The organism is Enterovirga aerilata (assembly GCF_013044135.1).
In the GTDB taxonomy this organism is placed as follows: Bacteria; Pseudomonadota; Alphaproteobacteria; order Rhizobiales; family Beijerinckiaceae; genus Enterovirga; species Enterovirga aerilata.
Map to the genome: position 1 here is coordinate 267,673 of NZ_JABEPP010000004.1, position 25,112 is coordinate 292,784.

A 25,112-nucleotide genomic window follows, 5' to 3' on the forward strand; every position below is an offset into this window, starting at 1 on the left:
TTATTCCTCCTCGGGCGCAAGGCGCGCCAGAACGTCCTTGAGACCGAAGCCTTCGCCGGGCGCAAACGGAACTTCGGCTACCACGCCGTCGCGGGGCGCGCTTAGCGTGGTCTCGAGCTTCATGCTCTCGATCACGAGGAGCGTCTGGCCCTTTTCGACGCGGTCGCCGGGTCCAACCGTGACCGAGACAACGACCCCCGGCATCGGGGCCACGATACTGTCCTGGCCGGCACCTGCGCCGCCCTCAACCAGCCGGTCCGCCGGATCGGTGCGCCTGATCTCGTAGGCGCGGCCGTACAGATGGATGAATGTCGCCGTCTCGCTCACCGCCAGACGCAGCGGGATGCTCCGCCCCTCGAGCTCCAGCACGTAAGCGCCCCTGCCCTGAGAGCAAGTCAGGGCGCAGGGTACGGCCCGATCCCGAGCGTGCACGACATATCCTTTGCCGGTATGGGCGAGCCACACCGGAATTTGCTCGCCGCCGATCTCGAGTAACCGCCGCATCAGTTTCTCCAGGCGCCCATCAGCCGGTGCATCTCGGGTATCTCGTCGACCGCGCGGACAAGCCGGCCGTCCGACAAGGCCGTTGCGGCCACAAGGATATCGGTAACGTCCTCACCGCGCGCGGTCAGCACTGCTGCCTCTTCGGCGAGAAACCCGGTCGAGACGTCGCCCGAGAGGAAGCGCGGATGTGCCAGAATCGCATCGAGATAGCCGGTATTGGTGGTCACACCCAGGATCACGTAACCCTGTACCGCAGCCCGCGCACGCGCGATGGCGCCGGCGCGATCAGAGCCATGGACGATGAGCTTGGCAAGCATCGGGTCGAAATCGGTCGTCACCTTGCCGCCTTCCAGAATGCCGCTATCTACACGAACGCCCGCGCCCTGCGGCTCTTCCACCAGAAGCACCTCGCCGATGGCCGGCCGGAAATCGGCGAATGCGTCCTCCGCACAGATGCGCAACTCGATGGCGTGACCGGTCTGGCGAATTTCCGCCTGGGCGTGGCTGAGTCCCCCACCGGCAGCGATGCGTAGTTGTTCAGCCACGAGGTCGATGCCGGTCACCATTTCCGTCACCGGATGTTCGACCTGCAGGCGAGTATTCATCTCAAGAAAATAGAATGCGCCGTCCGGCGCATAGATGAACTCCACCGTACCCGCGCCGCGATAGTTCACCGCGCGCGCGATCCCGGCGGCGGTCTCGCAAATCTCGGTCCGCTGCTCAGGGCTCAGCGCCGGCGAGGGCGTCTCCTCGATGATCTTCTGGAACCGGCGTTGGATCGAGCATTCGCGCTCCCAGCAGTGCACGACATTGCCGCAGCCATCGCCCATCACTTGTACCTCGATGTGGCGCGGGCGCTCGATATAGCGCTCCACGAACAGCCGTCCGTCGCCGAAATAGCGCTTGCCCTCGCGCCGCGCGGTCTCGATCTCCGCCTCGAGCGCGGCATCTTCGCGCACCACGCGCATTCCTTTGCCGCCGCCGCCGGCGGAGGGCTTGATCAGGAGCGGATAGCCGACGGCACGGGCGCGCTCGACGAAACTCGCCGGATCGTCATCCTCGATCGCGGCAGGCGCCACCGGGAATCCGCGTTCCGCGACGAAGGCGCGGGCGCGCACCTTGTCGCCCATCAGGTCGATCACGTCCTCGGTGGGCCCGACAAATGTTATGCCGGCGGCGTTCAGCGCCCTCACGAAGGCGGCGTTTTCTGCGAGAAAGCCATAACCGGGATGCACCGCATCCGCACCGACCCGCAGGGCTGCCGCAACGATCTGGTCGATATCCAGATAGGCCGCGACCGGCGTCGGGCCGTCGATCTCAACGATCTTGTCCGCGATGAGGTGCGCGGGGCCGGGCTGTTCGTTCGCATGCCGCAGAACGGAAGTTGCAATGCCCTGCGTCCGCGCGGTGCGCAGGATCCGCGCGGCGACTTCCCCGCGATTTGCGACGAGAAGCTTCTGGATAGGCATGCCTGGTTCGCCCCTCATGCCGCCTGCTGCGCCGACAATCCGTGGCGCGCGGCAAGCTCGGCCGGCACGGACACCCCGATGTCCAGCAGGATCTGCCCATAGCCTTGCCCTGGGGATCGATGCGGACAGAGGCGATGCCGCCGCCGCCGAGGGAGTCGTGCAGCAGGAAGTTCAGCGCATGAATGCCGGGCAGCTCGAACCGCTCGACCGGTCCGTTGCAGACATGCACGAAATACTTCTTCACCCGCTCCTCGGTCAGAGCGGCGCGGATCCAGGGCAGGTAGTCAGGCTTGCGCGCGATCACGCCGATATTGGCGATGTTGCCCTTGTCGCCCGAGCGTGCCCAGGCCAGCGCCACGAGCGGCACCGTCACCGAATCGGGGCCCGGATTGCCCGCCTCGCCGCGATGCAGCTTGGGCGCGGGAAGCCTCACCGCCTCCGTCGCTACCTTTACCGGCACCGTCTCGCCGTCCACCTCTACAATGACGGGCGTGTCGGCTTTAGGATGCAGGAACGAGAAAAGCCGCACGACCGGCTGCACCTTTGGCCGGCCTGCGAAGAAGCCGGTGAGCCCCTGCGCGGAGGAGACCGCCATCGGCGCGATTTCACCGGCGAAGATGTTCAGCGCGGCGCGGTCGTCATGAACCGCGCCGATCTTCAGCACCACCTCGCGCGTGCGGGCGCGGGCGTTTGCCCCATAGGCCGCCTCCGCACCCAGCACCTCCACGCTGACCTGCCAAAAATCACCGAGGTTGCGGCCGCGGAAAATACGGCGGCAGCGGGTCAGGATCGCCTCGGCCACACGTTCGGCCTTGGCGGGGGCCTCGATCGCGGCCAGCGTCAGCGTGGTGATCGCCCGCCAGCCGTCGGCATGGGTGGCCGACACCTTGTAGCTGTCGGTGCGTCCCAGCCCCCGCGCGCCCTTCACCATCACCCGGTCGGGCCCCACCTGCTCCAGTGTCACCTGCGACCAGTCGCAGATCACATCGGGCAGGATGTAGCGCTGCGGATCGCCGATTTCGTAGAGCATCTGCTCGCCGACCGAGGCCGGCACCACCAGCCCGCCGGTATCGGGGGTCTTGGTCATGATGAAGCTGCCGTCTTCCGACACTTCGACGATCGGCATCCCCATATCGTCCCAGCCTGGCACCTCCCGCCAGTCGGTAAAATTGCCGCCCGTGCCCTGCGGGCCGCATTCGATCAGATGGCCCGCAAGCGAACCCTGGGAGAGCCGGTCCCAGGCCTCGTCGCCCCAGCCAAATTCATGCATCAGCGGCCCAAGCGCTACCGCACTGTCAGCGCAGCGGCCGGTCACCACGATATCGGTACCCGCAGCGAGGGCGGCCGCAATCGGTCGCGCGCCGAGATAGGCGTTCATGCTCATCGGCTTGGCCGGGAAAGGCGCGCCCGAAAACATCTCGGTCACGCCGCGGGCGCGCAGTTCGTCCGACCGGTCCAGCAGATCATCACCCAGCACCGCACCTATGCTGATCTTGATGCCGGCCGCCTCCGCCGCCTTGGCCAGCGCCTCGCGGCAGCCGCGCGGATTGACCCCGCCGGCATTCGCGACAACCTTGATCCCCTTGCGCTTGAGCTCAGGCAAATAAGGCGCAACTGCTTGGACAAAGTCCGGGGCATAACCCGCTTCCGGTGACTTCGCCCGCGCCCGCGCAAGCAGCGACATCGTGATCTCGGCAAGATAGTCGAAGACCAGATAATCGATGTCGCCCTTCGTCACCAGTTGGCCAACCGCCTCGGGCGTGTCGCCCCAGAACCCCGAGGCGCAGCCGATGCGCACAGTTCGCCCAGTCATCGCAACCTCCCTGTCGCCCCGTCCATTCGGGTGGACGCCGATGGCAAGCTTCCCGTCTTTCCTCCCAAGCGCATGCCCAAAAAAGACACACGCAGCTCGACACCACTTGAAACGTTTTCTAACATATGTTTGATTCCGATCAATAGGCAAGTTGCGCAGCCATCGGGAGGATCAAAGATGAACGTCCAGGCTGGGCCAGGCATGGCCGCGCTCGCGGCCATAAAGGCCAACTATTCGCTGACGCCCGAACAACGGCAGATCGTGGATCACGTGGATCGGGTTGCGCGCGAGATTCTTCATCCATTGCAAGAGAAGATGGATGCGGAAGAATGGTGGCCCGAGGATTTGTTTCGGCAGATGGGCGAGCTCGGGCTGCTGGGCATTACCGCGCCCGAGGAGCTGGGCGGCAGCGGCCAGAACGAATTTACCCAGGCCCTGGTGTCAGAGACCATCTCGAAATGGAACCCGGCAGTCGGCCTTTCGCACGGCGCGCACGACAATCTGTGCCTCAACAACATCCTCAGGAACGGCTCGGATGAGCAGGTGCGGAAATACGTTCCCGGCCTGTGCTCGGGCGAGCTGGTCGGCGCACTTGGGCTGACCGAGCCCGGCGCGGGTTCGGACGCGCTGGGCTCGATGGCCACCAGCGCTGTGCGCGACGGCAATGATTATGTGATCAACGGCTCGAAGATCTACATCACCAACGGCCCGATCGCGGATGTCATCCTGGTTTACGCAAAAACCGATAAGGCGAAGGGCGCCAAGGGCATCTCGGCTTTCATCGTGGAGACCGACAATCCCGGCTTCAAGGTGGCACAGAAGCTCGACAAGATGGGCTTCCGTGGCTCGCCCACGGGCGAGCTGGTGTTCGAGGACTGCCGCGTGCCCGCCTCGGCCATGATCGGGGCCGAGAACAGCGGCGTTTCGGTCGTGATGAGTGGGCTCGACCTGGAGCGGGCGATGGTCGCTTCGGTTTGCGTGGGGATGGCCGAAAGGGCTCTGGAGCTGGCGCTCGACTACGCCAGGATCCGCGAACAGTTCGGCAAGCCGATCGCCAGCTTTCAGATGGTGCAGTCGAAGCTCGCGGAAATCTATGTCGAGGTCGAAACCGCACGCGCCTTCGGCTATCGCGCGCTCGCGGCTTGCGTCGGCCTGCCCAAGGGCGCCGGTGGACGCGGCGAAATCCATAAGCTCACCGCCGCCGCCTGCCTTTACGCTGGCGAAGCTTTCAACAAGGCCGTGACCGAAGCGTGCCATATCCATGGCGGCTCGGGCTACATGCAGGATACCGAGATCAACCGGCTCTACCGCGCCAACAAGCTGCTGGAAATCGGTGCAGGCACCAGCGAGGTGCGAAAAATTATCATTGCCGAAGAACTGCTACGCGCCTAAGCGAGGACACCAGCTATGAACGAGCGATTGCGCAACATCCCCGACCTGCCGACCCATTACCTGACAGAAGAGCAGCAGGCGCTGGCCGATCAGGCCAGCAAGTTCTTTTTTTCCGAGTTTCATCACCTGAACGCCGAAATGGACGACACCGACGACCTGTCGCCCTCCATCTTTCCCAAGCTGGGCGAGATGGGCTATCTGGGCCTCAACGTAGCGCCTGAATTCGGCGGTGCGGGGCTCGATTTCACCTCGGCCTGCATCATCACCGAGGAATTGTCGCGCGCCTCGGCGGCGATCGGGCTGAGCCACGCGGCCCATGACAATCTTTGCGTCAACAACATCTACCGTAACGCCAATGACGATCTGCGGCGGAAGTATCTGCCGGGCCTCTGCGACGGCTCGCTGATCGGCGCGCTGGGCCTGACGGAGCCGGGCGCGGGATCGGATGCGCTCGGTTCGATGCGGACGACCGCCCGGAAGGACGGCGACCACTACGTGCTCAACGGCTCCAAGATCTATATCACCAACGGCCCGATCGCCGATATCGTGCTGGTCTATGCCAAGACCTCGCCCGAGAAGGGCGCCAAGGGAATTTCTGCCTTCATCGTCGAGACCGACACACCGGGCTTCAAGGTGGCGCAGAAGCTCAACAAGATGGGGTTCCGCGGCTCGCCCACGGGCGAGTTGGTGTTCGAGGATTGCCGGGTGCCGGCGGCAAACATGGTGGGCAAGCTGGACGGCGGTGTGGCGGTGACCATGTCGGGGCTCGATCTTGAACGCGCCATTGTCTGCTTCAACGCCATCGGCATTGCGCGCCGGGCGCTGGAGATCTCGATCGATTATGCCAAGACGCGCCAGCAGTTCGGCAAGCCGATCGCCAATTTCCAGATGGTGCAGGCCATGCTGGCCGAGATGTATACCGCGATCGAGGCTGCGCGAAGCCTGTCGCTGCGCACCGCCGCCATGTGCGAGGGTCTGGAAGAAGGCGAAGGCGGGCGCGGCGAGATCCACAAGCTGACGGCCGCGGCAATCTTCAAGGCTGCGGCGGCGACCTCCTTCGTGCTGGATCGCGCGGTGCAGATTCACGGCGGATCGGGCTACATGCGCGACACCGAGGTCAACCGCCTCTATCGGACGGGGCGGGTGCTCGAGGTGGGTGCGGGCACGCAGGAGGTGCGCAAGCTCATCATCTCCGGCGAACTTCTGAAGAACTGAGGCCCGGTACATGGCAGAAAAACAAGTGCAGAGCCGTTACGCCCCCGACCTCATGGCAGGCCAGGTGGCTCTCGTGACCGGCTCGGGCTCCGGCATGGGCCGCGCCACAGCGCTCGAAATGGCTTCCTGCGGGGCCAGACTGGCGCTATTCGCCCGTCGCGAGGAGCCGCTTCAGGAAACCGCCGAGATGATCCGCGCGATGGGGGGCGAAGCCTTCATTGTGCCGGGCGACACTCGCGACGAGAAGAGCGTCGAGGCGGCAATGCTGAAGATCAAGGATCACTACGGTCGGCTCGACGTGCTTGTGAACAATGCCGGCGGCCAGTATATCGCCGCCGCCCGCGACATCACCAACAAAGGGTTCGAGGCGGTTATCCGCAACAATCTGATCGGCTCGTGGCAGATGACGCGCGCCGCCGCCGACCACTTCATGTTCGAGAACGGCGGCTCGATCGTATTCGTGACCGCGATCTCGACCCGCACCGCACTGACGGGCTTCGCCCATACCGTTGCCGCGCGCGCAGGCGTCACAGGCTTGATGAAGACGCTCGCCGCCGAATGGGGTGAATACGGCATCCGCCTGAACTGCGTAGCTCCCGGTACGATCAAGACAGAGGCGCTCGGCCGCTACCCGATACCGCCGGAAAAATGGCACGAGCTAAACCGGTCAGTTCTTAACCGCATGGGGGCGGCGGAAGACGTCGCAGGGACGATCATTTTTCTTGCCTCCAGGCTCGGTTCCTTCATTACCGGCGAGGATGTGTATGTGGACGGGGGAGAAACCCTGCACATGGGCCACGACGCCCGCGACATGATCCATCCTGACATGTTCCAGGAGCGTCAGCGGGGGGACGGAAAGAATGAGTGAATCCGTCGTCCTGCTCGAGATTGCCGATCGCATCGCAACGGTGACGCTCAACGACCCCGACAGGCGCAATCCCGTCACCGGCAATGAGATGATCGCGGGGCTGCTCGACGCGTTCGACCAGGCGCAGCGCGATCCCGGGGTGAGTGTCATGATCCTGACCGGCGCAGACCCGGCCTTCTGCGCTGGCGGCGATATCAAGGAAATGTCTGACCCCGAAAGCGTGTTCCGCAAGAATCCGCTGGCCGCGGCGGACAGCTACATCACCGGCATTCAGCGGATACCGCTCGCGCTCTACAATCTCGACATACCTACGATCGCGGCTGTCAACGGCCCGGCCGTGGGCGCGGGCTGCGACCTGACGATGATGTGCGACATGCGCATCGCATCGGAGAAGGCGAAATTCGGCGAGGTGTTCTTGAACCTCGGAATCATTCCTGGCGACGCAGGTACCTGGTTCCTACTGCGGCGGCTCGGTCACCAGAAAGCGGCCGAACTGACATTCACCGGACGGATGGTCGGGGCCGAGGAGGCGCTGGAGCTAGGAATGGTGCTTGAGGTGGTGCCGCATGGCGATCTCATGGCGCGGGCGCGGGAGCGTGCGGCCGTAATTGCGGCCAAGCCGCCCCGCGCACTGCGCGTCGCCAAGCGGCTGATGCGCAATGCCGAACGCATGGACCTGCCGGATTTCCTGAATACCGCCGCCGCCTACCAGGCACTGATGCACCAGACCAGGGACCACCACGAAGCTCTTGCCGCGTTCCTCGAGAAACGAAAGCCCGCATTCTTTGGCGACTGACAGATCGGCCTTACAGTTGACCCATCCGGACCAGAAGAAACTAGATCAGATCGCCAGGATGTGGAACCATCGCGGACGTGGTCTGATTACCGAGATGAACCTGAAGATTGAAAAGGTGGCGATTGATGGCGTTCTGGTCAGGATGCCGTACAACCCCGCTTTCTGCGCCGACGAGGACAAAACCCTGCTGCATGGCGGGGTGTTGACGGCCCTTCTGGACAGCGTGTTCGGACTAGCGAATTTCGTGGCGATCGACGGGATCAGCAGCATGGCGACACTCGACCTCCGCGTCGACTATCTGCGCCCGGCGAAATCGCGGGCCGACGTCATGGTGCGCGCAGAATGCATTCGGCAGACCCGGCATATCGCGTTCAATTCGGGCAGAATCTGGTTCGATGAGCCGGATCAGGCCGAAGTGGCCCGTGGCGCCGCCAGTTTTGCGCTCACACGGGGCGAGGTCAGCATTTTCGATGCGATGACGCAAAGCAGGTCCTCCAAATGACGCCGGATCTCGCAACTCAGCAGCTCAGGAAAGTACCGTTCTTCCAGTTTCTCGACTTCACGATCACCGAGCTTGCTGAAACGCATGCGGCCGCGACGATGCCGTTCGCCGAACGACTGATCGGAAATCCGATCATGGAATACTACCATGGCGGAATCATCGCGAGCTTCATGGAGGCGGTCGCCGCGATCAGCGTAAGCCATGGTCCCGATCTGCAGCCACCCAAGCCGATCAATCTGACGGTTGACTACTTGCGCCCGGCGGTCAAAGGGGCCCTGATGGCCGAAGCCACAGTGACGCGGAAGGGCAAGCGCATGGCAAGCGTGCGGACGGCCTGTTGGCAGGATGACGACTCCCGGCCGGTGGCCGAAGGGTTGTATCATTTTCTATTGGTCTGAGGCATGCTATTCTTCGCGCCCCGATTATGTGATCTTCGGGGCTGAGCCGTTGGCCGAAATACCGTCCAGCAGCATTTTGATGAGCAGATCCGTGAAAGCTGAAAGCGTATAATATCCGCGTTGGTCGCCCTTGCCGGGATCGAACCATTCGACCGTCCAATTCAGCGCGCCCAGCATGGCCTGCCGTAGCGGAACCACCTTGATGTCGGAGCGCAAGGCTCCGGCCGTCTGCGCCTCGCGCAACAGCTGATCCCAGACCTTCGCGTATTGGTGTCGAACAGGCCGGTGGCGCGAGCGGATCCCTTCCGGCAGCATCCCATAGATGCGGATGTTGGCGGAGGTAAACTCGCTGGCACGGAACAAATATGCCATATGCGTCGCGATCGCGGTCGCAATGCGGTTTCTATGATCCTCCTTGTTCGGCCATATGGCGGTCGCATGGCTGACGCCGTTCAAGAGATCACGCAGGCCCAGGTCGAGCACCTCATCGAGAATTTCCTCCTTCGAGCCGAAATGGTAGTAGACGCTGCCTGCCTCAAGGCCCGCTTCCGATGCGACACGTCGTATTGTAGCGGCCTTGTAGCCGCTCTCTCGCAAGATTTGCGCGGCCGTGCGAAGGATTTGATGGCGGGTTCGTTCGGCCTTCCCCGCTGGTTCGAGTCCATCTGTCAGGTCAAGAGATTCGACCGATTTTCTGACCGTTCCGCCACGTTTGGTGCACATGCCGTCGAGCAGCAGTTTCGACAAGCGTTCCGACAGCAGACTGATCGGATAACGTTCGCTGTCGTACCATTCCGCTGTCCAGTTCATAGCTCCGAGGATGAACTGGCTGACCAGGGTGACCGCGATGTCACCACGCAGATCGTCCTGATGGTGCTGCAAAAATGATCGCCAGAGCTGCGCATAGGCCTTTCGCAAGGGACGATGCGCTCTGCGGCGCTTGTCCGACAGCATAGGGAAGTTCCTGATATTCGCCGAAGTGAAATCACTTTCTTTCAAAAGGAAACAAAGGTGAGTGTCGACAAGCTGCGCGAACGTTTTCCGGAATGGGTCACCTTCCGCCGCCGACCGTTCGACGATCCCCCGAATTTGCTCGTAGAGTTGTCTAACCCCAATATCGAGGACCTCGTCCAGGATCTGATCCTTCGAGCCGAAATGATAGTAGATGCTACCGGCTTCCAGGTTCGCCGCCTCGGCGATCCGCCGCATGGTGGTCGCGTTGTATCCCTCTTTGCTAAACAGCTTCGCCGCCGCCAGGAGGATCGCGCGACGCGTCTGCACCGATTTCCCGTATGGCTCGTCGCCGGGGCTGTGGGGGAGGATTTCTTCCATGGATCTCTCTTTCGACGCTGGACATCAGTTTATCAGTTGAGGTAATTCGAACAAGCGTTAGAATGCGCGGTCATTCCACGGTGCCTGCGACACCGGCAAAAGGAGAAACGGGAATGCGCGGACTGAAAGGCAAGAGAGTAATCGTCACGGGTGGCGGAAGCGGAATCGGGCGGGCGATCTGCACCCGCTTCGCCGAGGAAGGAGCCGAGGTTGCGGTTTTCGACCTCAATGAAGAAGGTGCCCGGCAAACCGTCGGAACGATCGAAGATGCAGGCGGCAAGGCGCGTGCTTACACCGTCGACATCACCGACCGCAAGGCAGTGGACGCCGCAGTGGCCGAGTTCGAGGCCGGCGGGCCGATCGACGTGCTGGTCAACAACGCCGGATGGGATGAGATCAAGCCGTTCCTCGAGACCGATCTTGATCTGTGGAAGAAGATCATAGACATCAACCTCTACGGCCCTCTTCACATGCATCATGCTGTTCTTCCGGGCATGGTAAGGAATGGGTCCGGCCGCGTCGTGAACATCAGTTCGGATGCGGGCCGCGTCGGCTCTTCGGGCGAGGCGGTCTATTCGGCCTGCAAAGGCGGCATCATTTCCTTTACCAAGACTGTCGCGCGGGAACTGGCCCGCAAGGGCATTCAGCTCAACGCGGTCGCGCCCGGTCCGACAGACACCCCGCTATTCGCAGAAGTCGCCAAGGGCGAGGCCGGAGAGAAGATTGCGGAAGGCCTGAAACGGGCGATCCCCATGAAACGTCTCGCCCAGCCGACGGACTATCCCGGGATTGTGTGCTTCCTCGCCTCGGACGATGCCGGATTCATAACCGGACAGGTCATTTCCGTATCGGGCGGGCTGTCAATGCACGGTTGACAGGCCGCGCGGTGCTTTCCGGTTCCGAACGATGTCAAGGTTTCCTCCCCACCTGGCCGCATTTCAGTGCGGCCCCTTTTTATTAGGTCAGAAGATCGGTGATGTTCGAGGCCGACCAAACCATCAAGGAAACAAGTACGCTCGCGGCATTCATGAACCGTTGTGGCGTCGCGAACTACGAGGAATTGGTCGAACGCGCAGACAGTGACCCGGATTGGTTCTGGACGCAAATTCTCGACCTCACCCGCATTCGTTTCGCCCGCCCGTACGACCGTCTGCGCGAAATCGGCGCCGGACCGGAGAACATCCGCTGGGGAATCGGCGGCGCACTGAATCTCACCGAAACCTGTCTCGACGCGCACATCGAGAAGGGGCTCGGCGATAAGACAGCGATCGACTGGGTGGGCGAAGACGGCAGCCGCCAGCAATGGAGCTATTCCCGGCTTGCCGAGGAAGCCGCGCGCGTTGCCTCCGCCCTCTCGGCGCGTGGGGTGAAGCCCAGCCAGGGCGTCGGCATCTACATGCCGATGATCCCCGAGATCGAGGCCGCGCTTCTGGGCATCGCGCGGCTGGGCGCCGTGGCGGTCCCGCTATTTTCCGGGTTTGCGCCGCATGCCATCGTCACCCGCCTGAACGACGCCCGTGCCGTCGCCGTGCTGACTGCGGATGCGACGCCCCGGCGGGGCAAGCCGGTCTGGATGGAGGCCACCCTGGCCGAGGCACTGGCGGAGGTGCCCTCGGTGCATACCGTGTTCAGCCTGCGGCGCTTCGGCGGCCCAGTGGCGGATCCGGCCCGCGATCTCGACTGGCAGGAAACCATCGGTAAAGCCGACGCGACGCGGCCGGCGCATCCGGTGGAGACCGACGCACCGCTGCTCATCGCCTACACCTCGGGCACGACCGGCAAGCCCAAGGGAGTGGTTCACACGCATTTGGGCGTACAGGCCAAGGCCACGGCCGATTTTCTGCTGTGTCTCGACATGAAGCACGACGACCGCCACCTGTGGATGACGGACATGGGTTGGGTGATGGGGCCCCTCACGCTGATTTCGGTGCTGCTTGCGGGCGCCACATTGGTGCTCGCCGAAGGAGCGCCCTCGATGCCGGGCGATCCCTTCCGCCTACTGCGGCTGGCCGCCGAGAACAAAGTTACTCATATGGGCGCTGCACCAACGCTGGTGCGGCAATTCATGACGCAGGATCCCGCGCCGCTGCGGGGGTACGATCTTTCCGCACTGCGTATCGTCGCCTCGACCGGCGAGCCCTGGACCGACGATGCCTGGCTTTGGCACCTGGAGCATATCTGCCGGCACCACGCGGTACCGCTCAACATTTCGGGTGGAACCGAGCTCTTCGGCGCAATCCTTACCTCGACCGTGCTGCACGAGGTGAAGCCGGGCGGCTTTTCGGGTCAGGCGCTGGGCGTCGGCGCCAAGGTGCTGCGCGTGGACGGCAGCGAGGCTGCGCCGGGCGAGGTCGGCGAATTGGTCGTCACCCGGCCGCCGATGGGGCTGACGCCGACGATCTGGGGCGACAAAAAGCGCTATCTCGACACCTACTGGTCCACGTTTCCCGGCATCTGGCGCCATGGCGACTGGGCGCGGCGCGATCCGGACGGCACCTGGTTTATCCTCGGCCGTTCCGACGACACGCTGAACATTGCCGGCAAGCGCATCGGGCCACCGGAGATCGAGGCGGCGCTGACCGAAACGGGGAAAGTTGTGGATGCAGCGGCGATACCCGTCCCCGACCCCATAAAGGGTACAACGGTGATTTGCATCTGCGTCACGGCGCCCGGTGTGACGCCCGATGACAGGCTCGTCGAGCAGCTCAAGGACCGCGTCGGCGAGGTGGTTTCGAGGCCCTTCCGCCCGAGCGAGATCCATTTCGTCGAGGCGCTGCCCAAGACCCGCAGCATGAAGACGATGCGCCGGATCGTGCGCGCCGCCTTCCTGGACGAGGATCCGGGCGACCTCTCCTCGATCAGCAATCCCGAAACGATGGAGGCCATCGCGGCCCTGAGAAAGGACAAGCCATGATCACGGTCTTCGGAGCCACGGGCACCACCGGCGCGCCACTGGTGGAAGCGCTTCTCACCAGGGGCGCGAGGCTGCGTGCCGTCACCGGCCAGCCTGCGAAGGCTGCGGCGCTGGTGGCGAAGGGCTGCGATGCCGCCGTGGCGGATTTCGGCGACCGCGACGCTTTGGAACGCGCTTGCCAAGGAGCGGAGAAGGCCTATCTCGTGACGCCGCCGCATCAGGACATGCGCCGCTGGAAGGCCAATGCCATCGTCGCGGCCAAGGCGGCGGGCGTGCGCCATGTGGTCATGTCCACCGGACTCGGTGCTTCGCCCAGGGCGCGGCTGACCTTCGGCATGTGGCATTCCGAAAGCCAGGAACTGCTGAAGGACAGCGGCATGGACTGGACCCTGGTTCAGCCCACCTATTTCATGCAAAACCTTCTGTGGCAGGCTGAAAACATCGTCTCCGATGGCGTCTATTATGACGATCTGGGTGGGCCGGTGGCGTGGGTCGACGCCCGTGACATCGCCGATGTGGCGGTCGAGGCGCTGCTTGGCGCGGGCCATGCTGGCAAGGCCTATGGCCTGACGGGCGCGGAGGCGTTGACCGGCGAGGAGATCGCCTCGCTCATCAGCGAGGCGACAGGCCGCGCGGTGACATGCGCCTCCTTGCCGCCGAATCAGGCCAAGGCGCACATGATTGCGAACGGCATGCACCCCGACGTCGCCGCCGCCATGGTGGAGTTGGCCTCGCTCGCAGCCAAGGGCTATCTCGCCGGCATTGAGACCACGGTCAGCGAGGTGCTCGGCCGCCCGGCGCGCCGCTTCCGCGACTTTGTGGCCGAGAACAGGCATGCCTACGTCGGATAAGGCGGCGCCCGCGCCGCTTTATCTCGAGCTCGCGCCGCCGGCCGGGGCCCCCGCCCAGATCGACCATTTCTTCGTCTACTGCGATTGCGGCCTCTTGTCGGGTCCCGGCACCGGCCGCTTCGCCACCGATCTCTTTACGCTTTCCCTGACGCTGCGCGGCGGAGCCGATCGCGGCCCCCGCGCGCGCCTCGACCTCGAAACGCCCCGCCCCGCCTTCAGCCCGCGCCGCGCGCCCTTCGAGGGCGCGATCGCCGGAATGCGCCTCGAAGCCGCGCCCCACCTTCTCCCCTCCGAAAGGAATCTGGACGCACTGACCCGTGCCCTTCTGGCGATGGCGAGGAACGGTGAGGCCTGGGCGCCGCTTGTTGCGGCACTCGACCAGCTCGCCTGCGACCTGACCTTCTCCGGCAGCCACTCCGCCCCCGCCAGCGCGCGAAGTGAACGGCGTTGCGTTCGCGCGACCACCGGCATGTCGCGACGGCGGCTCGTCGCCACCCGGCGTTTCCGGACCCTGCTGGACGGGCTTGCGGCGCGCGATCAGGCGTTAAGCGAACTGGCGCTCGATGCAGGGTACTACGACCAGTCGCACATGTCGGCCGCCTGCCGCGCCTTCGCCGACGCCCCACCGGGCGTGCTCCGCCGCCTTGCCCGCGCGCGGCCCTCTGGCCGTTTCTTCCAAGATCAGGGACTCGAAACCCGCCTAAGACTGCTCATCGATCCCTGACGAGGAGCATACAGGCCATGCCCGGTTTCGAGCCGAAGAACCCCGATTTCGACGCACGCGTGCGCGACAGTTTCGGACGCCAAAAGGTGATGCACACGCTGGATATCACCATTGCCGACCTGTCGCCTGGGCGCATCGTTCTGGAGATGGCGCACAGCGACGCGCTGACCCAGCAGCACGGCTTCGTTCACGCCGGCATCGTCTCGACAGCGCTCGACAGCGCTTGCGGCTACGCCGCCTTCTCGCTGATGCCGACCGAAGCGGCGGTGCTGACCGTGGAGTTCAAGATCAACCTCCTCAACCCAGCCGACGGCGAGCGCTTCCGCTTCGAGGCCGAGGTGGTCAAGCTTGGCCGCACCCTCACCATCTGCGAGGCGCGCGCCCATGCGCTGAAGGGCGGGACCGAGAAGCTGGTCGCCACGATGACCGGCACGCTGATGGCGCTGTTTGGACGGACGGGCGTCAGCGGATAGGCGCAGTCGAGGCAGGCCTCAGTTGGCCTCGCCCTCAATCCAGGCTTGCAGGACGTGGCGCTGTATCTTGCCGCTGGTCGAGCGCGGGAAGTCCTCGGAAGCGATGAAGCGGATCTCGCGCGGCCGCTTATAGCCGGCCAGTTGCTCGCGGCAAAGCCGCATCAGCTCGTCGGCATCGGGGCCGTCGACGTGCCGTGCCACGAAGGCCACCGGGCGTTCGCCCCAGCGCAGGTCCCCGGCCTTTACGACGGCGGCATCGATCACCTGCGGATGCGCCAGCAGCACCCGCTCGATCTCGGCTGGATAGACGTTTTCCCCACCCGACTTGATGAGATACTTGGCGCGGTCCACGAAGTCGATGGTGCCGTCCGCATTGCGGCGGAAGACATCGCCCATATGAAAAAAGCCACCGCGAAAGTCGCGGGCGTTGGTCTCGTCGGCATTCCAGTACCCGGAAAACAGCGTGGGGCCGCGCACGGCCATTTCTCCGGGCGTTCCATCCGCCACCTCGCGCCCCTCCGGATCGACAAGCCGCACCTCGCAGAAGGCGCTGGCGCGCTTCGACAGACGTTTCGGCGCGACGCCCACCGGGATCAGCTCGGCCGTGGCCGGCGGCAGCCCCGTTTCGGTCGCGCCGAAGGAGTTGAGATAGGGCGCGCCGATCAGCGACGTGAGTTCTGCAATCTGATGCGGCGGCACCAGATCGGCCATAGCGCCGCAGACCCTGACGCCTCTGATCGGCAGAGGATTGGCGCGACGTTCCGCGATGAAGGCGTCGATCGCACCGGGCATCATTATGAACCAGCCGACCTTGTGGCGGCTCAGCGCCTCATTGATGACCGCCGGCTGCAGCCCATCGACCATCACCACGGGGCCACCGCGCAAGATCGTGGCTAGCGCATGGTCGGTCGACGCCATATGGAACATCGGCGCCCAGGCGATGAAGGCGTCATCAGGCTGGAGCGCGAGCTGCGCCGCAAAAACCATGGAACGCGCGATATGGGCGCGATGACTGATGAGTGCGCCCTTGGGCAGCCCCGTGGTGCCGGAGGTGTAGAGGATGGTCAGCCCCGCATCCACGTCATTCACCAGCGCGTCGATGCGCGGATCTGGCTCTGCTCCAGCCAGTGCGGCCTCCCAGTCGGGGCCGATTTCCAGAACCGGCAGGTGCGAGACCGCGTCCAAGGCCGCGCGCAACTCTGGCTCGACCACGGCCAGAACCGGTTCGACCAGGTCGATGCAGTGCTTGAGCTCCGGCGCGGCCAGCCTCCAGTTCAAACAGGCGACGATCGCCCCGATCCCGGCGGCGGCCAGTTGCAGTTCAAGGTACTCGGCGCGATTGTGCGACAGGATCACCAGCCGGTCCCCGGTCTTTACCCCCCGCGCCAGAAGCACCGCAGCGAGACGGTCCACACGGCCCAGAAGGGTGCCGTAGCTGTGTCTTATCTCTCCGTTCTCGAGCGCAAGCGCACCTTGTTGCTCGCGCGCTCTCGTGCGAAACATCGAATAGACATCTGCCCGCCCGGCGCGGGCCACCTCCGGCAGCATGATGCTCCTCCCTGGCAATCGATCCTGGTTGTTCACAAAGACTGGGCGAGGCGCACTCCTTCATCGATCGCACGCAGCGCATCGAGTTCAGCCGCCTCGGCCGCACCGCCGATCATCGTGGCGGAAATGCCGCGGGCCGCAAGCGCCTCGACCAGCGTCCGTACGGGTTCCTGTCCCGTACAGAGAACGATCGTATCGGCGGCGATAACTTTTGTCTCGCCGTTCGAAAGGACGTGGAGCCCCCCATCATCGATACGCTGGTAGACCACGCCCGCTAAGGTCTCGACTCCGTGTTTGCGTAACGCGTTGCGCAGGATCCAGCCGGTCGAAATGCCAAGCCCCTGTCCCACCTTGCTCGTCTTGCGCTGCAGCATCACCACTTTGCGCTTTGCAGGCACCGCGGCCAGTGGATCGCCCGCCAGCGCGCCGGCATTCCTGAACTGTCCGTCCACACCCCACGTGTCGAAAAAGGCCGCGTTCTCGTTGGCCTCAGCCGGATGGGTGACAAGGAATTCGGCCACGTCATGGCCGATCCCGCCGGCGCCCATGATGGCCACGGTTTGTCCGGCCTCGCGCGCGCCGGAGAGGATCTCGGCATAGGTGGCGACCTTGGGATGATCTATGCCCGGAATGTCCGGAATGCGAGGGGTCACGCCTGAGGCGATCACCACATGGTCGAACCCGGCAAGATCGTCGGCAGTGGCGCGACAGCCCAGCCGCAGGGTGACGCCGTGCCTGTCCATCTGAGCGGTGTAATAACGCAGCGTTTCGTCGAACTCGTGCTTGCCCGGGGCCGCACGTGCCAGGTTGAGCTGCCCGCCCAGCCGGTTCTCTGCCTCGAAAAGCGTGACCGCGTGCCCAAGCCGCGCGGCCTCGGCGGCCGTGGCCATACCCGCCGCCCCGCCGCCGACGATCGCCACCTTCTTCGGGGTCTCGCTCGGCGTGTCACGGAATTCCGTCTCGCGGCCGGCGCGCGGATTGACAAGGCAGCTTGCCGGACGGTCCGAGAAGATGAAATCCAGACATGCCTGATTGCAGGCGATGCAGGTGTTGATCTCATGGGCCCGACCCTCGCGCACCTTCTTCACGAAATGAGGGTCGGCGAGGAAGGGCCGCGCCATCGAGACCATGTCGGCATCCCCGGAGGCCAGGATATCCTCGGCGACCTCGGGGGTATTGATTCGGTTCGAGGCCACCACCGGGATCGACACCGCCGCCTTCACGTTGGCCGCCGCCTTCCGCCAGGCGCCACGCGGTACTGGGTAGGCGATCGTTGGCACGCGCGCCTCGTGCCAGCCGATTCCGGTGTTCAGAATGTCGGCGCCGGCGGCCTCGATCTTGCGGGCGAGCGCGGCGATCTCTTCGGCGGGCGCGCCGCCCTCGACAAGATCGGCCGCCGAAATACGGTAGATGACCAGCAAATCCGGTCCGCAGCGGTCGCGCACCGCGCGCACGATTTCGACCGCGAAGCGGTGCCGGTTGTCGGCGCTGCCACCCCACTCGTCCTCGCGTTTGTTGGTGTGGGTCACGGTGAATTCATTAATGAGATAGCCTTCGGAGCCCATGATTTCGACGCCATCGAAACCGGCAGATTGCGCGTTGAGCGCTGCCTGGGCGAAATCTTCAATGGTGTGCAGAATATCCTGTTCGCTCATCTCCCGCGGGGAATAGGGGTTTATCGGCGCCCGAATCGGCGAAGGTGCCACGCAACCTTCAAACTTGGCATAACGCCCCGCGTGGCAGATCTGCGCGCAAATCAGGCTGCCTTCCTGATGGACTGCATCGCAAATCGGCTTGAGGCTCAGCGCCTGCTGCGGATCGTCGAGCCGCGGACCTTCCGGATCGAACATGCCTTCGGCGTTGGGCGAAAAACCGCCAGTCACGATGACTGCCGCTTCGCCGTGCGCGCGTTCACGATAGAACGCGACCTGTCTTTCGATACCGTTGGCTTCGGTTTCAAGCCGCGTGTGCATCGAGCCCATAATGACCCGGTTTCGCAGATCGTGGACGCCTGCCCGGATCGGGGACAGCAATTTCTCGAAGGTTCTTCCGCGCCTGTCGGACATATCCACGTTACCTCCCATTGCATCTTGCCAAGCATTCTAACGTTTGTTAGGTTTTTTGGGAAGTGAGATTCACAGGCTCGGGAGGGCTATCACGTGCAGTTTCAACCGACAGATGACCAGCAGGCCTTTCGAGAGACAGCACAGCGTTTCGCACGTGAAAAGCTGGCCGAGAGTTATCAGAAGCGGGCAACCGAGCACGTGATGGATCGCGGGCTCATCAAGGAGATGGGGGCGCTTGGGCTGATCGGCGCCGATCTGCCCGAGGAGTTCGGCGGGTTGGGCGAGAGCTCCGTCACGGCCGGATTGATCGTCGAGGAAATCGCGCGGGCCGATTTCAATGTCAGCTACATCCAGCTTCTGGGGTCGCTGATGGGCGGCATGGTCGCGAAACACGCCTTGCCCGACATCGCCAAGGAATGGGTGCCCCGCGTCACGGCGGGTGAGGCGGTGATAGGGTTGGGATTGACCGAGCCGCGCGGCGGATCGGACGCGGCGAACCTGCAACTCAGGGCCGCCAAATCCGGCAACGGCTGGCGGCTGAACGGCGAGAAAACGTCGATGAGCTTTGCCGCGCAGGCCGACGCGGCGGTGGTCTTTGCCCGTACCGGCGATCCCGAGGGCGGATCGCGGGGCGTCAGTGCGTTCCTTGTGGACCTGAATGAAAAGGGCATCAACCGCACGCATTTCGACGACATTGGCACCAAGCCCGTGGGGCGCGGTTCGGTCTTCTTTGACGACGTCTTCGTCCCCTCCCAATGCCTGATGGCCGAGCAGGACCGTGCCTTCGGCACGATCATGGCGGGCTTCGACTATTCCCGAGCGCTGATCGGGCTGCAATGTCTGGGCGCGGCGCAGGCCTCAGTGGACGAAACCTGGACCTATGTGCAGGAACGCGAAGCCTTCGGCGCGCCGCTGGCGCAGTATCAGGGCGTCAGCTTCCCGCTGGCCGAGGCCGAAACGCAGCTCACCATGATGCGGCAGCTTTGCTACTACACGCTCGATCTGCGCGACCGTGACCTGCCGCACACCAAGGAGGCGGCGATGTGCAAGTGGTACGTGCCGAAGACCGCTTGCGAGATCATCCATCAGTGCCTGATCCTGCACGGCCACTACGGTTATACCACCGACCTGCCTCACCATCAGCGCTACAACGACGTCCTGGGCCTGCAGATCGGCGACGGTACCGCGCAAATCCAGAAGCTCGTCATCGCGCGCGAGAAGGTCGGCCGCATGGCGCTGCAATACGACAAGAAGGCCAAGGGAGGCGCGAAATGAGCGTTCCCGTCAATGTCAGCGTCGAGGGCAGCGTCGGCATTATCGAGCTCGCCCGCCCCGACAAGTTCAACTGCCTGTCGCTGGAGGTCCATGAGTGCATCTCCAGGGCCCGCGAAACGTTTGAGGCCGACCGCGACATTCGCTCGATCCTGATTTGCGCACAGGGAAAGCACTTCTGCACCGGCGCCGACCTGACCGAGGTGAAAGGCAAGATGAGCGATGCGCAGGCGCTGGACCATTTCATCGCCTTTGGCATGGAAGGGCTTCGCAAGCTGGAACAGAGCCGTCTCCCCGTGGTCGTCGCGGTGCAGGGGCTTTGCCTGGCCGGCGGGCTCGAGCTGATGCTGTCCTGCGATGTCTGTTTCGCCGCGGAAAGCGCTCAGCTCGGCGACCAGCACGCAAAGTACGGGCTGATCCCCGGCTGGGGCGGCAGCCAGCGGCTGACCCGGGTGATGGGCCTGCGCCGGGCGCTCGATCTGATGTTCTCGGCCCGCTGGCTGAAGGCGGACGAGGCGAAGGAGGCCGGACTGGTGAACTACGTCGTGCCGGACGAAGAGCTGCGCCAGGCGGCGTTGGACTACTGCCTGACGATCGCCACCCGCTCACGCCCCGGCATTGCCGAGATGAAGCGCCTGGCGCGCGAAGGCGCCGACATGGGCCTCGACCAGCAGATGCGGCTGGAGCGCGACGCTGCCGTGCGTGCGCTACGAAGCGAGGATGTGGCCGAAGGGCTGGACGCGTTCGAAAACCGGCGCGTGCCGGCCTTCAAAGCCTGACAAGAGGTGCGGGATGGACTTCACGCTCAACGATGAGCAGCGCCAGATCTACGACTACGGCGCCCAGCTCGCGCAGAAATTCGACAACGCCTACTGGCTGGATCACGCCCGCCGGCACGCCTTTCCCAAAGAGATGTTCCAGCAGATCGCCGAGGACGGCTTTCTCGGCATCATGGTACCCGAGGAATATGGCGGCGCCGGTCTCGGCATGACCGAGATGGCGCTCTTCATGGAGGGCACGGCGAACCACGGCATCCCGCTCCTGATGATGGTGGTCGGCCCCACCATGTCGCTGTCGCATATCGCCAGCCACGGGACCGAGTTCCACCGCAGGGAACTCCTGCCGGCCGCGTGCCGGGGCGAGATCCAGTTCTGCTTCGCGATCACCGAACCGGGCGCCGGGTCCAACACGATCAAGGCCACGACGCTTGCCAGGCGCAAGGGCAACCGTTTTGCGCTAACGGGGGAAAAGACCTTCATCACCGGCGCCGACGTCTCCGACTACTGCCTCGTGGTGGCGCGCACCAAGCCTCACACCGAGGTCTCCCGCAAGACCGACGGCTTCACGCTGTTCGCCGTGGACCTGAAGAAGAAGGGCGTAGAAATGCAGCGGGTGAAGGTCTCGATCCCACTGCCGGAAGAACAATGGACGCTGTTCTTCGACGAGGTGGATCTCGGTCCCGAGGATATCGTGGGCGAGGTGGACGATGGCTTTTCCATCCTGTTCGATTCGCTCAATCCCGAACGCATCATCCTGGCGGCGCTTTGCTGTGGCATTGGCCGGTTCGCCTTACGGAAGGCAGTGGCCTATGCTTGCGAGCGCAACGTCTTTGGCCAGCCGATCGGCGCGCATCAGGGCGTGCAGCATCCGATGGCCAAGGCCCACACGGCCGTGGAGATGGCGAGCCTGATGACCCGCCGCGCGGCCTGGGAATTCGACAACAAGCTTTCGGCCGGCGCCTCGTCGAACATGGCGAAATATGCCGCCGCCGAGGCCGGGATCGAAGCCGTGGACGCTGCCCTTCAGGCCCATGGCGGGTCGGGTTTCACGGAAGATACCGGGCTGTACGAGCTTTATCCGTTGGTGCGCCTGCTACGCACCGCGCCGGTGAACCGTGAACTGTGCCTCAGCTTTATTGGCGAGAAGGTTATGGGTCTGCCGCGGTCGTATTGATCGCGAAAGCCCAGGGAGGAAAGCATGCAACACGGAATGCGCTTCCGGCGGGCCGATGCCGGCGCGAAGGCCAACGACCGGTTCTGGCACGAGATCGAGGGCATGCCGCTCGACGAGGTGCGCCGCATCCAGGAGGAGCGGCTGGTCGAGCAGATGGCCTATCTCAAGGCCAACTCGCCCTTCTACCAAGACAAGTTCGCTGCGGCCAGCATCGATTTCGATGAGATCCGCACCATTGAGGATCTGCAGAGGCTGCCCTTCACCTACAAGACCGAGATACGCGAAAGCCTGTCGGCCGAGCCGCCTTTCGGCCGCCACCGCGCCGCGCCCATGGAAGACATCATCCAGATGCAGGCGTCCTCGGGGACGACCGGCAGCCCCTCCTACGTGGCGTTGACAGAATCCGATGCCGAGATGTGGCACGAGATGACGGCGCGCTGCTTCTTTGCCAACGGCGTGCGGCCCGGCGACATGGTGCTGCACGCCTTCTCGCTCGCCAAGGGCTTCGTGGGCGGCATCCCGGTGATGCAGGGCCTGCAATATATGGGCGCCATCGACGTGCCGGTGGGAGCCGACGGCGGCGCCGACCGGCTCCTGCGCGCCTGCGCCGACACGCGCCCGCGCTGCGTCGTCGGGGCGCCGAATTTCGTGATCCACCTGGCCGAAAAGGCCGAAGAGGTGCTGGGCGTTCCAGCGAGCAGACTGGGCGTGGAACGAGTCGTCGTCGGCGGGGAGCCGGGCGGCGGCATTCCGCCGATCCGCACCAAGATCGAAAAACTGTGGGGCGCCAAGTGCACCGAGATGCTGGGCGGTACCGACCTGGGCGTGACCTACTGGGCCGAGTGTGACCAGCAGTCGGGCATGCACATGGTCAACATGGACTACGTTTTGACCGAACTGCTCGACCCCGAGACCGGCAAGATCATCCCTTGGGCGGAGGGCGCCAGTGGCGAGATGATCTACACCGCCCTCGGCCGCCAGGCGAGCCCGCTGGTGCGCTTCCGCTCGGGTGATTTCATCGAGGTCCTGGGCACGACCTGCGCCTGCGGCCGGACGGGTCCCAAGATCCGCTGCACAGGGCGCACCGACGACATGCTGATCGTGCGCGGGGCCAACGTGTTTCCCTCGGCGATCAACAGCATCATCAACGAGATGGTGCCGCAAACGAACGGCGTGATGCGTGTGGTGGCCGATTTCGAGGGCCACACCACGCAGGGAGCACTGAAGATCATCGTCGAACGCGGTCCCGACCGAGACCGAGACGGTGACTCGGACCTGAAGAAGAAGATCGAGCAGCGCCTGCGCGACGCCCTGGTGTTCAGGGCCGATGTCCGGATCGTCGATGCCGACACCTTCGAAAAGCCGGGCGCGGCCAAAGTGGCCTTCGTGTTGAGAAAGTACCCCGATCTGCCATGACGAAGCTGAAATCCCTGCTTGACACCGGGTCGGAAGACTTCAGGGCTAACTGCGCGCATTACCGCGCCAAGGTGGCCGAGCTGCACGCGCTGCGGCGCAGCCAGCGCGTCGGCGGGCCGGAAAGCGCACGGGCGCGCCACGTGAAGAAGGACAAGATCCTGCCGCGCGAGCGCGTCGAGCGGCTGATCGACCCGGGCATGCCGTTCCTGGAACTCGGCGAACTCGCCGGCCTCGATAAGTATGACGGCCTGCCGCCCGGCGCGGGGATCATCACCGGCATCGGCGTGATCGAGGGCCGCCACTGCATGATCATCGCCAACGACGCCACCGTGAAGGGCGGCACCTATTTTGGCATGACCTGCCGTAAGCACGTGCGCGCCCAGCGGATCGCCTGGGCCAATCGCCTGCCGGTCGTCACACTGGTCGATTCCGGCGGCGCGTTTCTGCCTGACCAGGAGAACATCTTCCCCGACGAAGGCCAGTTCGGCACGATATTTCACAACCAGGTCGGGATGTCGGGCGACGGCGTGCCGCAGATCGCTGTGGTCATGGGCCCCTGCACCGCCGGCGGCGCCTATATCCCGGCGCTTTGCGACGAGGTGGTCATCGTGCGCGGCCAGGGATTCATGTATCTCGGCGGGCCGGAACTCACCTTCGCGGCCACTGGGGAGAAGGTCGACAACGAGACCCTCGGCGGCGGCAAGATGCACTGCTCGGTCTCGGGCGTGACCGACCATCTCGCAGAGGGCGACGCCCACGCGCTCGCCATCACGCGAGAGATCGTCAAGCACCTGGGCGAGAAGCCCTCCCCGCGCAAGACCCCGGCGCCGCCGCGCGCCCCGGCCTACCCGGTGGAAGAGATCTACGGCATCGTCAGCCGTGACCCCAAAGTACCCACCGAGAACCGCGAGATCGTCGCGCGGCTGGTCGACGGCAGCGAGTTTCATGAGTTCAAGCCGCTCTACGGCGACACCTTGATGACCGGCTGGGGCCGCATTCACGGGCATGAGGTGGGAATTCTCGCCAATACCGGCGTGCTGTTCGTCGAAGCGGCGCTGAAGGCCACGCATTTCATCAATCTGTGCGTGCAGCGCGACATCCCGCTGCTGTTCCTGGCCGATGTCAACGGCTTCATGGTGGGCCGCGAGGTCGAGCAGATGGGAATCGCCAAGGCGGGCGCCAAGATGATCACCGCCATGTCCTCGGCGCGGGTACCGAAGTTCACTATCATCACCGGCGGTTCGTACGGAGCAGGATACCTGGCCATGCTGGGCCGCCCCTTCCAGCCCGACGCGATGTTCGCCTGGCCGACCGGCCGCGCTGCGATCATGGGGCCGGAACAGGCGGCGAGCGTCCTGGCCCAGGTGCGCGCTCAGATCAACGAACGCGAGGGCAAGACATGGACAAAGGAGGAGGAAGAGGCCTTCAAGGCACCGATCCGCAAGGAATACGAGGACTTCCAGGGCGCCTACAACTTCGCCTCCAACCTCTGGATCGACAGCGTGATCGAACCCTGCGAGACCCGCGACATCATGGCGCTGCTGCTCGACATCACCTCACGGCGTCCAAAGGTCGAAACCCATTTCGGCGTGTTCAGGATGTGAGG

22 protein-coding genes are annotated in these 25,112 nt (G+C 64.3%); 16 read left to right on the top strand and 6 right to left on the bottom strand.

The annotated features are described in order from the left end of the window. The 3 genes from HJG44_RS15240 to HJG44_RS23745 are packed head-to-tail and all read right to left on the bottom strand — an operon-like array spanning position 1 to position 3,786. Positions 1 to 504: an acyl-CoA carboxylase biotin carboxyl carrier protein subunit gene (locus tag HJG44_RS15240; protein WP_171219239.1), complete on the bottom strand. Its 504-nt coding sequence runs from the start codon at positions 502 to 504 to the stop codon at positions 1 to 3. Continuing rightward, complete coding sequence (locus HJG44_RS15245) at positions 504 to 1,922, bottom strand: acetyl-CoA carboxylase biotin carboxylase subunit (RefSeq protein ID WP_346767190.1); 1,419 nt, start codon at positions 1,920 to 1,922, stop codon at positions 504 to 506. The genes HJG44_RS15240 and HJG44_RS15245 overlap by 1 nt, the downstream gene beginning before the upstream one ends. Next, on the bottom strand, positions 1,822 to 3,786 hold the full coding sequence (locus HJG44_RS23745; RefSeq protein ID WP_246736276.1) for an acyclic terpene utilization AtuA family protein: 1,965 nt from the start codon (positions 3,784 to 3,786) through the stop codon (positions 1,822 to 1,824). The genes HJG44_RS15245 and HJG44_RS23745 overlap by 101 nt, the downstream gene beginning before the upstream one ends. Positions 3,787 to 3,963: 177 nt before the next feature. Between HJG44_RS23745 and HJG44_RS15255 the strand changes: the two genes are divergently transcribed. Genes HJG44_RS15255 through HJG44_RS15280 form a run of 6 tightly spaced genes read left to right on the top strand, consistent with a single transcriptional unit; the run spans position 3,964 to position 8,957 of the window. Next, positions 3,964 to 5,178, top strand: a complete 1,215-nt coding sequence (locus HJG44_RS15255) for an acyl-CoA dehydrogenase family protein (RefSeq protein ID WP_171219241.1) — start codon at positions 3,964 to 3,966, stop codon at positions 5,176 to 5,178. A 15-nt stretch (positions 5,179 to 5,193) separates the two neighbouring features. Next, complete coding sequence (locus tag HJG44_RS15260) at positions 5,194 to 6,393, top strand: acyl-CoA dehydrogenase family protein (RefSeq protein WP_171219242.1); 1,200 nt, start codon at positions 5,194 to 5,196, stop codon at positions 6,391 to 6,393. A gap of 10 nt (positions 6,394 to 6,403) precedes the next feature. Continuing rightward, positions 6,404 to 7,261 carry an SDR family NAD(P)-dependent oxidoreductase gene (locus tag HJG44_RS15265; RefSeq protein ID WP_171219243.1) on the top strand — a complete coding sequence of 286 codons (858 nt, stop codon included), beginning with the start codon at positions 6,404 to 6,406 and terminating at the stop codon, positions 7,259 to 7,261. Then, positions 7,254 to 8,057, top strand: coding sequence for an enoyl-CoA hydratase-related protein (locus tag HJG44_RS15270; protein WP_171219244.1), 804 nt, complete (start codon positions 7,254 to 7,256; stop codon positions 8,055 to 8,057). The genes HJG44_RS15265 and HJG44_RS15270 overlap by 8 nt, the downstream gene beginning before the upstream one ends. A gap of 16 nt (positions 8,058 to 8,073) precedes the next feature. After that, complete coding sequence (locus tag HJG44_RS15275) at positions 8,074 to 8,559, top strand: PaaI family thioesterase (RefSeq protein WP_210261141.1); 486 nt, start codon at positions 8,074 to 8,076, stop codon at positions 8,557 to 8,559. After that, complete coding sequence (locus tag HJG44_RS15280) at positions 8,556 to 8,957, top strand: PaaI family thioesterase (protein ID WP_171219245.1); 402 nt, start codon at positions 8,556 to 8,558, stop codon at positions 8,955 to 8,957. Before HJG44_RS15275 ends, HJG44_RS15280 begins: the two co-directional genes overlap by 4 nt. 24 nt (positions 8,958 to 8,981) lie before the next feature. On the opposite strand, the gene HJG44_RS15285 is transcribed toward HJG44_RS15280, so the two are convergent. Beyond that, positions 8,982 to 10,289: a TetR/AcrR family transcriptional regulator gene (locus HJG44_RS15285; protein ID WP_171219246.1), complete on the bottom strand. Its 1,308-nt coding sequence runs from the start codon at positions 10,287 to 10,289 to the stop codon at positions 8,982 to 8,984. Positions 10,290 to 10,402: 113 nt separating this feature from the next. Here HJG44_RS15285 and HJG44_RS15290 point away from each other — a divergent pair, with 113 nt between their 5' ends. From HJG44_RS15290 to HJG44_RS15310, 5 genes are all read left to right on the top strand, one after another. Next, the gene (locus HJG44_RS15290; RefSeq protein ID WP_171219247.1) at positions 10,403 to 11,164 is read left to right on the top strand and encodes a glucose 1-dehydrogenase; all 762 of its coding nucleotides are present in this window, start codon (positions 10,403 to 10,405) and stop codon (positions 11,162 to 11,164) included. Positions 11,165 to 11,265: 101 nt separating this feature from the next. Further along, entirely contained in the window at positions 11,266 to 13,203 is a 1,938-nt protein-coding gene (locus tag HJG44_RS15295) for an AMP-binding protein (protein ID WP_171219248.1), read from the top strand. Continuing rightward, positions 13,200 to 14,054, top strand: coding sequence for an NmrA family NAD(P)-binding protein (locus HJG44_RS15300; RefSeq protein WP_171219249.1), 855 nt, complete (start codon positions 13,200 to 13,202; stop codon positions 14,052 to 14,054). Before HJG44_RS15295 ends, HJG44_RS15300 begins: the two co-directional genes overlap by 4 nt. After that, positions 14,038 to 14,778 carry a helix-turn-helix domain-containing protein gene (locus HJG44_RS15305; RefSeq protein ID WP_171219250.1) on the top strand — a complete coding sequence of 247 codons (741 nt, stop codon included), beginning with the start codon at positions 14,038 to 14,040 and terminating at the stop codon, positions 14,776 to 14,778. Before HJG44_RS15300 ends, HJG44_RS15305 begins: the two co-directional genes overlap by 17 nt. A gap of 17 nt (positions 14,779 to 14,795) precedes the next feature. Then, positions 14,796 to 15,251: a PaaI family thioesterase gene (locus tag HJG44_RS15310; RefSeq protein ID WP_171219251.1), complete on the top strand. Its 456-nt coding sequence runs from the start codon at positions 14,796 to 14,798 to the stop codon at positions 15,249 to 15,251. Positions 15,252 to 15,269: 18 nt separating this feature from the next. Here HJG44_RS15310 and HJG44_RS15315 read toward each other — a convergent pair whose 3' ends face one another. After that, positions 15,270 to 16,799: a class I adenylate-forming enzyme family protein gene (locus HJG44_RS15315; RefSeq protein WP_171219252.1), complete on the bottom strand. Its 1,530-nt coding sequence runs from the start codon at positions 16,797 to 16,799 to the stop codon at positions 15,270 to 15,272. A 32-nt stretch (positions 16,800 to 16,831) separates the two neighbouring features. Further along, complete coding sequence (locus HJG44_RS15320) at positions 16,832 to 18,865, bottom strand: FAD-dependent oxidoreductase (RefSeq protein ID WP_171219556.1); 2,034 nt, start codon at positions 18,863 to 18,865, stop codon at positions 16,832 to 16,834. 93 nt (positions 18,866 to 18,958) lie between these two features. Between HJG44_RS15320 and HJG44_RS24240 the strand changes: the two genes are divergently transcribed. Genes HJG44_RS24240 through HJG44_RS15345 form a run of 5 tightly spaced genes read left to right on the top strand, consistent with a single transcriptional unit; the run spans position 18,959 to position 25,110 of the window. After that, positions 18,959 to 20,140, top strand: coding sequence for an acyl-CoA dehydrogenase family protein (locus tag HJG44_RS24240; RefSeq protein WP_171219253.1), 1,182 nt, complete (start codon positions 18,959 to 18,961; stop codon positions 20,138 to 20,140). Continuing rightward, positions 20,137 to 20,916, top strand: coding sequence for an enoyl-CoA hydratase/isomerase family protein (locus HJG44_RS15330; RefSeq protein ID WP_171219254.1), 780 nt, complete (start codon positions 20,137 to 20,139; stop codon positions 20,914 to 20,916). The genes HJG44_RS24240 and HJG44_RS15330 overlap by 4 nt, the downstream gene beginning before the upstream one ends. A gap of 13 nt (positions 20,917 to 20,929) precedes the next feature. Then, on the top strand, positions 20,930 to 22,090 hold the full coding sequence (locus tag HJG44_RS15335) for an acyl-CoA dehydrogenase family protein (RefSeq protein WP_171219255.1): 1,161 nt from the start codon (positions 20,930 to 20,932) through the stop codon (positions 22,088 to 22,090). A gap of 24 nt (positions 22,091 to 22,114) precedes the next feature. Next, positions 22,115 to 23,506, top strand: coding sequence for a phenylacetate--CoA ligase family protein (locus tag HJG44_RS15340; RefSeq protein ID WP_171219256.1), 1,392 nt, complete (start codon positions 22,115 to 22,117; stop codon positions 23,504 to 23,506). After that, positions 23,503 to 25,110: an acyl-CoA carboxylase subunit beta gene (locus HJG44_RS15345; protein WP_171219257.1), complete on the top strand. Its 1,608-nt coding sequence runs from the start codon at positions 23,503 to 23,505 to the stop codon at positions 25,108 to 25,110. The genes HJG44_RS15340 and HJG44_RS15345 overlap by 4 nt, the downstream gene beginning before the upstream one ends. Positions 25,111 to 25,112 lie beyond the last annotated feature (2 nt).